General features: G+C 67.3%; 11 protein-coding genes. 3 read left to right on the forward strand and 8 right to left on the reverse strand.

All coding sequences use genetic code 11. The features are described 5' to 3' along the window. Positions 1-115: 115 nt before the first annotated feature. Positions 116-1096 carry a hypothetical protein gene (locus JHD77_RS08740; RefSeq protein ID WP_003103696.1) on the reverse strand — a complete coding sequence of 327 codons (981 nt, stop codon included), beginning with the start codon at positions 1094-1096 and terminating at the stop codon, positions 116-118. Between the two features lie 73 nt (positions 1097-1169). Beyond that, complete coding sequence (locus JHD77_RS08745; protein WP_003103694.1) at positions 1170-2243, reverse strand: AraC family transcriptional regulator; 1074 nt, start codon at positions 2241-2243, stop codon at positions 1170-1172. 111 nt (positions 2244-2354) lie between these two features. Between JHD77_RS08745 and JHD77_RS08750 the strand changes: the two genes are divergently transcribed. Then, positions 2355-3284, forward strand: a complete 930-nt coding sequence (locus tag JHD77_RS08750) for an oxidoreductase (RefSeq protein ID WP_003103692.1) — start codon at positions 2355-2357, stop codon at positions 3282-3284. 27 nt (positions 3285-3311) lie between these two features. Here JHD77_RS08750 and JHD77_RS08755 read toward each other — a convergent pair whose 3' ends face one another. Continuing rightward, on the reverse strand, positions 3312-4628 hold the full coding sequence (locus JHD77_RS08755; RefSeq protein WP_003103690.1) for an MFS transporter: 1317 nt from the start codon (positions 4626-4628) through the stop codon (positions 3312-3314). A gap of 175 nt (positions 4629-4803) precedes the next feature. Here JHD77_RS08755 and JHD77_RS08760 point away from each other — a divergent pair, with 175 nt between their 5' ends. Together JHD77_RS08760 and JHD77_RS08765 are read left to right on the forward strand one after the other, a co-directional pair. Then, a complete protein-coding gene (locus JHD77_RS08760) occupies positions 4804-5709 on the forward strand; it encodes a LysR family transcriptional regulator (protein WP_003095817.1) in 906 nt (301 codons plus the stop codon). A 90-nt stretch (positions 5710-5799) separates the two neighbouring features. Beyond that, on the forward strand, positions 5800-6567 hold the full coding sequence (locus JHD77_RS08765; protein WP_003103688.1) for a ParA family protein: 768 nt from the start codon (positions 5800-5802) through the stop codon (positions 6565-6567). A 21-nt stretch (positions 6568-6588) separates the two neighbouring features. On the opposite strand, the gene JHD77_RS08770 is transcribed toward JHD77_RS08765, so the two are convergent. The 5 genes from JHD77_RS08770 to selO form a co-directional block, all read right to left on the reverse strand. Beyond that, the gene (locus JHD77_RS08770; protein ID WP_031756315.1) at positions 6589-7404 is read right to left on the reverse strand and encodes a universal stress protein; all 816 of its coding nucleotides are present in this window, start codon (positions 7402-7404) and stop codon (positions 6589-6591) included. Positions 7405-7516: 112 nt separating this feature from the next. Next, entirely contained in the window at positions 7517-7969 is a 453-nt protein-coding gene (locus JHD77_RS08775) for a YiiD C-terminal domain-containing protein (RefSeq protein WP_003103685.1), read from the reverse strand. A gap of 90 nt (positions 7970-8059) precedes the next feature. Next, positions 8060-9337 (reverse strand): bifunctional O-acetylhomoserine aminocarboxypropyltransferase/cysteine synthase, encoded by a 1278-nt coding sequence (locus tag JHD77_RS08780; RefSeq protein ID WP_031756317.1) that lies wholly within the window; start codon positions 9335-9337, stop codon positions 8060-8062. Between the two features lie 120 nt (positions 9338-9457). Beyond that, positions 9458-10432 (reverse strand): sulfite exporter TauE/SafE family protein, encoded by a 975-nt coding sequence (locus JHD77_RS08785; RefSeq protein WP_003095804.1) that lies wholly within the window; start codon positions 10430-10432, stop codon positions 9458-9460. 150 nt (positions 10433-10582) lie between these two features. Continuing rightward, entirely contained in the window at positions 10583-12043 is a 1461-nt protein-coding gene (gene selO, locus JHD77_RS08790) for a protein adenylyltransferase SelO (protein WP_031756319.1), read from the reverse strand. Position 12044 lies beyond the last annotated feature (1 nt).

Below are 12044 nucleotides of genomic sequence, written 5' to 3' on the forward strand. Positions count from 1 at the left end.
ACGAAAGAAGGGGAGCCGAGGCTCCCCTTTTTTCATGCGCGGGCCGACGGCCCTCCGGCGCGTTGGCTGGCGGGGTCGCGCCGGTGGCGTACCCGCCCTACGCAACCCGCCCGGCTCAACTGCTTACCTTGCCGGTGCGGTCGTTGATCACGAACAGCTTGCCGTTGGCGTCGCGCACGAGGATTTCCGCGCCCGGCTGGCCATCCATGTCGGCCACCGAATCGATGCTGTAGTTGACGTCGCCGATGCGGTAGTCGCTGCTGGCGCCGCTGGCGTGGTGGATGACCCGCACCTTGCCCTGCATCACCACGATCAGCTCGTTGCCCGGCTTGCCGTCGGTGTCCGCGGTGCCGCCATAGAGTGCCCAGGCGCTGGCGCCGATGTTGTATTCCTTGCGGGAACTGGCGTTGCTGATCACGTAGATGCCGGTGCTGGTGCGGCCGATGATCTCCGCGCCGGGCTGGCCGTCGAGGTCGGCGATCTGTGCGAGCGCGTGGTAGCCGCTGAAGGTGAAGTCCTTGGCGCCACTGGTGCGCGGGTCGATGACCTTGACGCCGTTGCCCATGTTCAGCACCAGTTCCTTGCCCGGCGCGCCGTCCACGTCGGCGACGTCGAACAGGCCCCAGGTGCCGTTGTAGCTGAAGGTGGCGTCGCGTTGCGTACGGGTGCGATCGAATACGGTGCGCACGCCGTTGCCGATGCTGAGGATGACTTCGTCGCCGGCGACGTTGTCGACGTCGGTGGCGCGCATGATCGCCCAGGAGACGTTGCCTACCGGGTACTTGCGCTGGGTGGTGCTGGCGTGGGAAACGATCACCAGGTCGGGACCGGCCTTGACCAGGATTTCCGCGCCGGGCTGGCCGTCGGTATCGGTGGCGCCGAAGACCGACCAGACCACGTTGCCGAAGCTGTAGTTGCGGGTGCTGCCGCCTTCCACCACCTGCAGGTTGGCGCCGTCGCGGTAGACCGCGGCGAGCTGGCCGTTGCCCCGCAGGTCCCAGGTTCCTACCAGAACGCCGGCCGCCTGGGCTGCGCTGGCGCAGAGGGAGAACAGTGCCGTGCCGAGCAGGCAGGCGCGCTTGATCGCTGGTTTCATAAAGTCCCTTTCATATCGCTGTCGAGGCCGGCCGGATGCCGGCCGCAGCAGCATAGAACAGCGCTTGCCGCGCTCAAGGGAAACGCGAGGGATTTGTCGAGCGCTTGGCATTTGTTCGTGAAACTGGTTGCCCGCCCAGCAGGCGGGCGCGGGTGTCGCTCGGCGGCTCGCCGGTCCAGCGCTTGAAGGCGCGGGTGAAGTTGGTTGGATCGCTGTAACCCAGGTACAGGGCGATACGCTGCAACGACACCTCGGGACGCCGCAGCAATCGCAAGGCCTGGCGCTGGCGAGCCTGACCGAGCAACTGGCGAAAGCTGGTGCCGGCGTCATGCAGATGCCGCTTGAGGCTGCGGCTGGACAGGTGCAGGCGCGCGGCTACTTCCTCCAGGTTGGGGAAGCGCTGTTCCTGGCGTTCCAGCTCCAGCCGCACGCGGGCGCAGATGTCCCGGCGGCCGGCATCGAGCAGCGCCAGTTCGCGCTCGCAGTGTTCGCGGGCGCGGCGCAACGCAGCCGGATCGGCCATCGGTAGCGAGCGGGCGAGCAGGATGGCGGGGAACACCAGCTGGACGTGGGCCTGGTCGTAGCGGCACTGCGGCAGCGGCACAGGCACGGCAGGTTCGGGGTAGTCGAAGTCGAGCCTGCCGACCAGGGCCGGTTCGCCGAGCAGCCAGGCGCCGGAGCGATACAGGCCGATCAGCAGGGCTTCGCTGAAGTACCGGTGCAGCGCCGGCGGGAGCGCAGGGCCTGGCAGCAGGCGCAGGATCACCTGCTCGTCCTCGCGCAGCAGGCTGATTTCGACGTTGCCCTGCAGCAGCGGCATGTAGCGCAGCGCCAGGCACAAGGCATCGCCGAGCGTCGCCGAGGCCATCATCGCGTAGCCCAGGCTGCCATGGGCGGTGGGAGGCGTGCGCAAGGCGAGCTGTGCGCCGAGGCCGGGGTCGCCGCTCAGCGCGAGCGCCGTGGCGGCGATCGCCTGGTACTGCTGCGATGTGACGCGTGCTTCCGGCTCTTCCAGTCGCAGCGTCGACAGACCGATTTCCCGCAGCAGCGCACGTCCGTCCAGGCCGCGTTCCTCCAGCAGGCCGAGCAGCAGGCGCGGATAGGCAGCGGTGATGGTCGGTGCGTCGGAGTCCGTGCGGCGGCTCATGCTGGCGTGTCCTGGCCCGAAATGATCGGCAGTCTGGCGCGAGCGCGTCTGCCGCTGCATTGGCTGGTGCCGCAATACTGCCCGGCAACGCAGTCAAGCGGAGAACGAGCGATGCATCCCTGGACACGACGCAACATTCCACAACTGGCCGGGCGCCTGGCGCTGGTCACCGGCGCCAACAGCGGCCTGGGTTGGCAGGCGGCGCGCACGCTGGCCGGCAAAGGGGCGACCGTGGTGATGGCCTGCCGCAATCGCGAACAGGCGGAGCGGGCGCGGCGGGCGATCCTCGACGAGTATCCCCAGGCACGCCTGGAGCTGGCCGATCTCGACCTGGCCGACCTCGCCTCGATCCGCGCCTGCGCCGCCGGTTTCCGTCAGCGCCACGCACGCCTCGATCTCTTGTTCAACAACGCCGGAGTGATGTTCCTGCCCCTGCGGCGTACCCGCGACGGTTTCGAGATGCAGATGGGCACCAATCACCTCGGCCACTTCGCCCTTACGGGACTGCTGCTGGAGTCGTTGCTGGCCGCTCCACGGCCCAGGGTGGTGGGCATGACCAGCGGTTTCAACCAGTTCGGCCGGCTGCCGCTCGACGACCTCAACGCCGAGCGCGGCTACAACCGCTATCTCGCCTATTGCCACAGCAAGCAGGCCAATCTGCTGTTCAGCCTGGAGTTGCAGCGCCGCGCCGGCCAGCGGGGCGTGCTTCTGCAGAGCCTGGCGGCGCATCCGGGCTACGCGGCGACCAACCTGCAGTACGCGGCGCCGGCGATGTCCGGTTCGCGCCTGGGACGCTGGGCGATGAAGGTGGCCAACGGAGCGTTCGCGCAATCGGCGGAGATGGGGGCGTTGCCGGCACTTTCCGCGCTGACCGAACAGCGCTGGTATGGCGGCGCCTATGTCGGCCCGGATCGCTGGCTGGAAACCCGCGGTTATCCGGCGGCGGCGCGGATTCCGCGGAATGCGCGCGACCTGGGGCTGGCCGCGCGGCTGTGGGCGCGATCGGAGGAACTGACCGGAGTACGCTTCTGGTCGGAGTGAAGGCGCCGGGAGACCGGCACCTCGAACTCAGTGGGCGGCCTGCGCCAGGGTGTTGCCAGGCAGGGCCGGCAGGCGCGCCAGGTGCAGCGAGACCAATACCGCGACCACCAGCAGCGAGCCGATGAACAGCCCGATGCCGTTCCAGCCGTAGTAATGCCAGAACACCCCGCCGAGGGTGCCGGCCAGGCTCGAGCCGACGTAGTAGCTGAACAGGTAGAGCGACGAGGCCTGGCCCTTGGCGCGCAGGGCGCGGCGCCCGATCCAGCTGCTCGCTACCGAGTGCGCGCCGAAGAAGCCGAAGGTGAATAGCAGCAGGCCGGCGAGCATCAGCGGGATCGGCTCGAACAGGGTCAGCAGCAGGCCGCCGAGCATCAGCAGGATGACCGCCCAGAGCACCTTGCGTCGCCCCAGCTTGTCGGCCAGCGAACCGACCCAGGCCGAGCTGTAGATGCCCGAGAGGTAAACCACCGAGAGCACGCCGACCACCGCCTGGCTCATGTGGTAGGGCTCGGCCAGCAGGCGGTAGCCGATGTAGTTGAACAGGGTGACGAAGCTGCCCATCAGCAGGAAACCGATCAGGAACAGCCAGGGCAGTCCGGCGTCGCGGAAGTGCAGGCGGTAGCCGTTGAGCAGGGTCGCCGGCTTCAGCGGTGCCGGCCGGAAGTGTTTCGATTCGGGCAGCACGCGCCAGAACACCAGCGCGGCGACCAGGGCCAGGCCGCCGAGGACCGCCAGTGCGGCATGCCAGGAGATGAAATCGACCAGGACGCCGCTGATCAGGCGTCCGCTCATCCCGCCGATGGCGTTGCCGCCAATGTACAGGCCCATCGACAGGCCGATGTGCTGCGGATGGATCTCTTCGCTGAGATAGGTCATCGCCACCGCGGCCAGGCCGCTCAAGGACAGCCCGACCAGCGCGCGCATCAGCAGCACGCCATGCCAGGTGGGCATCACCGCGCTGCCGAGGGTGAACAGCGCGGCGGCCAGCAGCGAGACGACCATCACCGGCTTGCGACCGATCGCGTCGGAGATCGGGCCGGTGACCAGCAGGCCAAGGGCGAGCATGGCGGTGGCGACGGACAATGCCAGGCTGCTTTCCGCGGCGCTGATGGAAAACGCCTTGGACAGCACCGGCATCATCGGCTGGATGCAGTAGAGCAGGGCAAAGGTGGCGAAACCGCCGGAGAACAGCGCCAGCGAGGTGCGCATGAACTGCGGGGTGCCTTTTTCGATATAGCGTTCGACTTCGGTGGCGGCTTCCAGCACCTCGTTGGCTGCTTCGCGGGCCGCCTCGATTAACGCGGGTTCTTCTTCGGCCTGTGGCCGGACTTGCGGATTGCTCACGGGGCACCTCTGGGGACGGTGGCGAGCAGGCACAACGAGGCCGCGCCACCTGGATTTCAGGGACAAGGGGTCGTTGTTGGAGGTTATGTGGCAAAGGATATAGATAGGTTTATATGATTTCCAATATATTGATCGACACGATTGATATGTAAAAAGACCTAATTGGAGGGGCCGCGTGGAACTCAGGCACCTGCGCTATTTCATCGCCGTCGCCGAGGAGCTGCACTTCGGCCGCGCCGCCGAGCGCCTGGGGATCTCCCAGCCGCCGTTGAGCCAGCAGATCCAGGCGCTGGAGGAGGAAATCGGTGCGCGCCTGTTCGAGCGCACCAACCGCCGCGTCGAACTCACCGACGCCGGCCGGCTGTTCCTCGACGAGTCCCGCCAGGTGCTGGCCCAGGTAGACAAGGCGGTGCTGCTGGCGCGTCGGGCCCACCTGGGGGAACTGGGCGAGCTGAAGATCGGTTTCACTTCCTCGGCACCCTTCACCTCGACCATACCCAGCAGCATCCATGCCTTCCGCAAGGCCTATCCGGACGTACACCTCGACCTGCAGGAAATGAGCAGCCGCCAGGTACTCAAGGCGCTGCTCGAGGAAAGCCTGCAGGTGGGCGTGATCCGCCCGCTGGCGCTGCCGGATGCGGTGCATTGGGTGGAGTTGTTCCGCGAACCGCTGGTGGCGGTGCTGCGGGCCGACCATCCGCTGGCGGCCGGCAGCGAGGATGGCCTGGCCATCGCCGCCCTGGCCGAGGAGCCCTTCGTGTTCTTCCCGCGCAGCTACGGCACCGGGCTCTACGACCAGGTCATCGCCCTGACCCGACAGGCCGGCTTCAGCCCGCGCATCGCCCAGGAGGCCAGCGAGGCGATGACCATCATCGGCCTGGTCTCGGCCGGACTGGGGGTGTCGATCCTGCCGGCGTCGTTCCGCCGCACCCGGGTCGACGGCGTGGTCTACCGCACCCTGAGCGATCCCGAGGCGACGACTGCGGTATGGCTGGTCCGCCGGCAGAACGAGGGCTCGCCGCTGGCGCTGTCCTTCATCGACCTGGTGACCCGCGAGGCGGCCAGCCTGCGCCGGCGCTGAACCGCTCTACGTCAGGACCGAGACGGCGCTCGCGCTTGCCCGCGGCTTTGCCTATCATCCGGGATCAGGCTCGGCTCACGGAGATTTCCCATGCGGCGCGTGGTGTTCAATCAGAAAGGCGGGGTAGGCAAGTCCAGCATCGCCTGCAACCTGGCGGCGGTCAGCGCGGCGGAGGGCTATCGCACCCTGCTGGTGGACCTGGACGCCCAGGCCAACTCCACGCACTACCTGACCGGACTGACCGGCGAGGACCTGCCGGTGGGGATCGCCGACTTCTTCAAGCAGACCTTGTCTTCCGGGCCCTTCAGCAAGAAGGGCAGGGTCGAGATCTACGAGACGCCGTTCGACAACCTGCACATCGTCACCTCCAGCCCCGAACTGGCCGACCTGCAGCCGAAGCTGGAGTCGAAGCACAAGATCAACAAGCTGCGCAAACTGCTGGACGAACTGGACGAAGACTACGACCGGATCTACCTGGATACCCCGCCGGCACTGAATTTCTACACGGTATCTGCGCTGATCGCTGCCGATCGCTGCCTGATTCCCTTCGATTGCGACAGCTTCTCCCGCCAGGCGCTGTATGGCCTTCTCCAGGAGATCGAGGAACTGCGTGACGACCACAACGAAGACCTGCAGGTCGAGGGCATCGTGGTCAACCAGTTCCAGCCGCGCGCCAGCCTGCCGCAGCAACTGCTCGACGAGCTGGTGGCGGAGGAACTGCCGGTGCTGCCGGTGTACCTGATGAGCTCGGTGAAGATGCGCGAGTCGCACCAGGCTTGCACCCCGCTGATCTTCCTCGAACCGCGGCACAAGTTGACCCAGCAGTTCGTCGAGTTGCACGGGCTTCTCGAAAGCTGAGCAGCCTCTGCGGCAGCGCTTCTACGAGGTAACCAGGACGTCACAGCTCGGCTGGCGCAGGTAACGTTGCGCCAGGTTGCCGAGCAGCGCCTGCATCAGCGCGTTGCGGCTGTGCCGGCCGAGGGCGAGCAGCTCCGGCTGGCGCTGCTTCAACGCGGCGTCCAGGCTGTACGGCAGCACGCCGGGAACCACTTCGTGGCTCAGCTGCGGCCCGACGCCCGGCAGGCGCTCCTGCTCGTCGCTCAGCAATTGTTCGATCAGCCCGGCCTGGGTGGCCAGGTGCGCGGCATTCTGCCTGGGCAGGCCGAGCACGCCGTCGTCGGGGGACTCGAACACGTGCAGGGCGTGCAGGTCGGCTTCCACCGGCAGCAGGCGGTAGGCCTGGCGCAGCGCGGTACAGGCGCACTGGGAAAAGTCCAGGGCGCTGAGCGCCTGGCGGTAGGGTTCGTCCGCCTCGCGCACGGCGAGCAGCACCGGCACCCGGCTGCGCCGCACCACCTGGTCGAGGGTGGTGTTGCCGAAGCGTTCGAAGGTCTTCTGGTGGTGTGCGCCCATCAGCAGCAGGTCCGGTTCGAGCGCCCGGGTCTGCTGCAGGATGCCGTCGATCGGCTGGCCCCTGAACAGGTGGATGGTGCTGTCCTCGTCGAGGCCGGCCTCCTTGCGCTTGAGCTGCAGCATGGCGCTGACGGTCTTCACCGCTGACGCCGATAGCCCCGGGTCGTACACGTGCAGCAGGCTGACCCGCGCATCGTGCTGGCGGGCCAGTTGGGCGGCGCGGGCGAGGGCGACGTCGGCTTCCGGGGTGAGGTCGTGGGCGACCAGGAGGTGGCGGATCATGGCGGACTCCGTGGGATGGCTACGCTGGCTTCTCCACTGTCGCGCCGCAGCTCGCTACGGACCTTGATCCATGGCAGAAAAAACCTTCGCCGGGCCCTGCGAAATCTGCCAGTCAGGGCCGCGCGTGGCTGCGTAGCTGGTACAGCGCGGTGCTTTCCGCCACCACCTCCCCCTGCTCGTCGGTGAGTTGCAGTTCGAGGCTGTATTCGGCCTTGCCGCGCTCCCCGGCCTCGGTTTCCAGTTGGCGGATGCGCTCGGCATCCAGGCGTGCCTCGACGCGTATGTCGCCCTTGGCCGGACGGCGGAAGCGCAAGGTCATCTCCTTGACGATGGGATAGAAGCGGGCGCTGTCGAAGCTGGTCAGGAACAGCGCGCCACCGGGAAGTTCGGCGAGGGTGAAGAGCGCCCCGGCGTACATGCTGCCGATGTGGTTCTCGTTGCCGGCGCCCGGCATGCGCAGGCGCACGTAGCCGGGTTCGAGGACTTCCGCCCTGAGTCCGCTGCGCTGGACGAAGGCGATCTTTTCTTCGGTCAGGTGCCTGGCGAGTTCGGTGGGCAGTGGCATGGCGCTCTCCATGTCGGGGATCCCAGCCAGACTAGCCGGCCGGCCAGGCCGGGCAAGGACCGAAACGCTCGCCCGGACTGACCGATCCGCTCAGCGTGCGGCGGCGGCCAGGGCCTGGTCGAGGTCGGCGAGGATGTCGTCGATGTGCTCGATGCCGATCGACAGCCGCACCATGTCGTCGGAGACTCCGGCGCGGGCCAGTTCCTCCGCGTTCAACTGGCGGTGGGTGGTGCTCGCCGGGTGGCAGGCCAGGGACTTGGCGTCGCCGATGTTGACCAGCCGCACCACCAGCTTCAAGGCGTCGATGAAGCGCGCGCCGGCGGCGCTGCCGCCCTGGATGCCGAAAGACAGGATCGCCGCCGGGCGGCCCCCCAGGTAGCGCCGGCCCAGGGCGTGCTCGGGGTTGTCGGCGAGGCCGGCGTATTTCACCCAGGCCACCTGCGGATGCTGCTGCAGGTAGCGGGCCACGGCGAGGGCGTTGTCGCAGTGGCGCTCCATGCGCAGCGCCAGGGTCTCCAGGCCTTGGAGGATGAGGAAGGCGTTGAACGGCGAGAGCGCCGCGCCCATGTTGCGCAGCGGTACTACCCGGCAGCGGCCGATGAAGGCGGCGGGTCCGAAGGCCTCGGTGTAGGTGACGCCGTGGTAGGACGGATCGGGCGTGTTCAGCAGCGGGAAGCGCGACTTGTTCGCCGCCCAGTCGAATCTGCCGGAGTCGACCACGATCCCGCCGATGCTGGTGCCGTGGCCGCCCATGTACTTGGTCAGCGAGTGCACGACGATGTCGGCGCCGTGCTCGAACGGCCGGCAGAGCACCGGGGTGGCTACCGTGTTGTCGACGATCAGCGGCACACCGTGGCGGTGAGCGGCGTCGGCCAGTGCCTGCAGGTCGATGATGTTGCCCGCCGGGTTGCCGATGGTTTCGCAGAACACGGCCTTGGTCCGCTCGTCGATCAGCGCTTCCAGGGCGGCGATGTCGTCGTGGGCGGCGAAGCGCGCCTGGATGCCGATGCGTGGCAGGGTGTGGGCCAGCAGGTTGTAGGTGCCGCCGTAGAGCTTGGCCACCGAGACGATGTTGTCGCCGGCCTCGGCGACGGTCTGGATCGCGTAGGTGATGGCCGCCATCCCCGAAGCCACCGCCAGCGCCCCGACCCCGCCTTCCAGCGCCGCGACGCGCTGTTCCAGTACGTCGTTGGTGGGGTTCATGATCCGTGTGTAGATGTTGCCCGGTACCTTCAGGTCGAACAGGTCGGCGCCATGCTGGGTGTCGTCGAAAGCGTAGGAGGTGGTCTGGTAGATCGGCACCGCCACCGCGCGGGTGGTCGGGTCAGGGCTGTAGCCGGCGTGGACGGCCAGGGTTTCCAGTTTCATGCAGCGTTCCTTCGGGCAGATTGGAAGGACGCAGCATGGGAAAGCGCGCCGGGCGGGTCAATGCGCCCGGGCAAGGAAAAGCGTGCCTGGTTAGACTGTTGTGTTCGCCGCTTATGCCTGTCAGCGCAGGCCGATGTAGATGTTGTAGGCGCTGATCAGGGTGATCAGGGTGCCGACGATGACCAGCAGGGTGCGCGGCGAAAGCTTCTTGCACAGCAGGGCGGCGAACGGTGCGGCGAACAAGCCGCCGAAGACCAGCCCGGCGACCATCTTCCAGGTGTCCGGCTGGCCGGCGAGGAGGATGAAGGAGGTGGCGCTGGCGATGGTCAGGAAGAACTCGGCGAAGTTCACCGAGCCGATGGTGGTGCGCGGGTCGCTACCCGAGCCGATCAGGCTGCTGGTGACCACCGGGCCCCAGCCGCCGCCGCCGGCAGCATCGACGAAGCCGCCGAAGAGTGCCAGCTTGGCCACATGGCGCGGTGCCCGGCGCTTGATCACGTGGCGGTAGGCCTTGCTCAGGATGTACAGGCCCATCAGCAGCAGGTAGGCGGAGATGAAGGGCTTGAGCTGGTGGCCGTCGAAGCGGGTGATCAGCACGGCGCCGAGCACCGCGCCGATCATTCCCGGCAGCAGCAGGCGGAGGAAGAGTGACTTGTTGACGTTGCCGAGCTTGACGTGGGAAATCCCGGAAAAGCCGGTGGTGAACACTTCGGCGATGTGCACGCTGGCGCTGGCAGCGGCCGGCGTGGCACCAGCGCTGAGCAGGAAGGTAGTCGCGGTGATGCCATAGGCCATGCCCAGCGCACCGTCGATCACCTGGGCGAAGAAGCCCACCGCCACCGCGCTCCAGAAACCCCGGCTGGTCAGGGCCTGCTCGATGATCTCGAAGCCGTTGCTGCCGCCGTTGTCGAAGAACAGGCGCCAGGCCAGGAAGGCGAGCAGGCCGACCAGGATCAGCACCGCCGCCCACATGGCGGCGCGCAGTACCGGGTGGTCGTCCGGATGGGTGACGAAATCTTCGACAGGAGGCAGACCTAGCGCCTGGTGTTCGGTGTTGATCGAACTCTGGCTGAGATCGAGGTCGCGTATCTTCATGCGGCAAGGCGCCTGACAGGAGGTGGTAGAACAGGCTGGAATAAGTGTGGCGGCGAAGATAATCGGCTTTTCTTAGTGCGTCTAAGAAGTTTTCCGAAGGTATTTATTCCATTGCGGCATTACCGGCCGCCGTTCTGTCAGGGCATCCCGTCAGGAGGAGCAACTGATTTCCAGGTGCCGCCCCCAGTCCGGCGGGCGCCGAGTGAAGCGCTCCATGCCCGGCTGTTCCTCGAACGGGCGACTCAGCACCCGGTGCAGCAATCGGACTTCCGTGTAGTCGCCTTGCTCGGCCGCTTCGATAGCCTGCTGTGCCAGATAGTTGCGTAGCACATAGAGCGGGTTGACCGCGTGCATGCGCCGGCGCCGCGACTCCTGGTCTCCGCCTTCTTCCTCGACGCGCCGGCGGTAGGCCTCGGCCCAGCGGTCGAAGGCCTCGCGGTCGACGAAGTCGTCGCGCAGGCTGGCCAGCGCCCGCTCCGGAGTCTCTTCGCCGAGTCGGCGGAAGAACAGCGAGTAATCCACCGCGCTGCCCTGCATGCGCTGCAACAGTTCCTGGACCAGGGCCTGGTCGTTCTCCGCGGCGACGCCCAGGCCCAGGCGCCGGCGCATCAGGTCGAGGTAGTGGGCCTGGTAGAGGGGCAGGAACAGGTCGAGGCTGGCGCGCAGTTCGTCCACTTCCACCAGTGGCGTCAGCGCCTGGGCCAGGGCGGCCAGGTTCCAATGGGCGATCGGTACCTGGTTGCTGAAGGAGTAGCGGCCGGCGTCGTCGGAGTGATTGCAGATGTGATTGGCGTCGAAATCGTCGAGGAAGGCGTAGGGCCCGTAGTCGAAGGTAATGCCGAGGATCGACATGTTGTCGGTGTTCATCACCCCGTGGCAGAAGCCATAGGCCTGCCAGCGGGCGATGAGTTCGGCGTTGCGCTCGACGACCTGGCGGAACATCGCCGCGTATGGCCGCTCGGCTGCGTTGCAGTCGGCGAAGTGGTGTTCCAGAACGAACGCCGCCAACTGTTTCAACTGGTCGTGCTGGCGGGTGTAGTAGAAGTATTCGAAGTGACCGAAGCGCACGTGGCTGGGCGCCAGGCGCAGCAGCGTCGCCGCGCTTTCCTTCTTCTCGCGCCAGACCGGCGTGCTCGAACCGATCACGCAGAGCGCCCGGCTGCTGGGAATGCCCAGTGCCGGAAGGGCTTCGGAGGCGAGGAACTCGCGGATCGACGAGCGCAGCACGGCGCGCCCGTCGCCCATCCGCGAGTAGGGGGTCTGGCCGGCGCCCTTGAGGTGCAGGTCCCAGTGCTCGCCGGCCTGGTTGATCACCTCGCCGAGCAGCAGGCCGCGGCCGTCGCCCAGGCGCGGGTTATAGGAGCCGAACTGGTGGCCGGAATACACCATCGCCCGCGGCTCGGCCTCCGACCACAGCTTGTGCCCGCCGAACAGTTCGGCGAACAGCGCTTCGTCGCTGGTTTCCGCTGGCAGGTCGAGCAGCGCCAGGGCGGCGGGGCTGGCTACCACCAGGCGCGGCTCGGCGATGGGGTCGGGCAGGACTTCGGTGGAGAAGGCGCCGCCCAGGCGGGCGAAGCGGTTGTCGAAGTCGAGGTCGTCGAGTGATTTCAAG

This window comes from Pseudomonas sp. P20 (assembly GCF_016463925.1).
In the GTDB taxonomy this organism is placed as follows: Bacteria; Pseudomonadota; Gammaproteobacteria; order Pseudomonadales; family Pseudomonadaceae; genus Pseudomonas; species Pseudomonas aeruginosa.

Excerpts from the sequence above, each read along its gene's own strand:
- JHD77_RS08775 (WP_003103685.1), bottom strand. The coding sequence starts at position 7,969 with ATGCCACTGCCCACCGAACTCGCCAGGCACCTGACCGAAGAAAAGATC.
- JHD77_RS08785 (WP_003095804.1), bottom strand. The coding sequence starts at position 10,432 with ATGAAGATACGCGACCTCGATCTCAGCCAGAGTTCGATCAACACCGAA.
- JHD77_RS08765 (WP_003103688.1), top strand. The coding sequence starts at position 5,800 with ATGCGGCGCGTGGTGTTCAATCAGAAAGGCGGGGTAGGCAAGTCCAGC.
- JHD77_RS08740 (WP_003103696.1), bottom strand. The coding sequence starts at position 1,096 with ATGAAACCAGCGATCAAGCGCGCCTGCCTGCTCGGCACGGCACTGTTC.
- JHD77_RS08780 (WP_031756317.1), bottom strand. The coding sequence starts at position 9,337 with ATGAAACTGGAAACCCTGGCCGTCCACGCCGGCTACAGCCCTGACCCG.
- JHD77_RS08750 (WP_003103692.1), top strand. The coding sequence starts at position 2,355 with ATGCATCCCTGGACACGACGCAACATTCCACAACTGGCCGGGCGCCTG.
- JHD77_RS08770 (WP_031756315.1), bottom strand. The coding sequence starts at position 7,404 with ATGATCCGCCACCTCCTGGTCGCCCACGACCTCACCCCGGAAGCCGAC.
- JHD77_RS08745 (WP_003103694.1), bottom strand. The coding sequence starts at position 2,243 with ATGAGCCGCCGCACGGACTCCGACGCACCGACCATCACCGCTGCCTAT.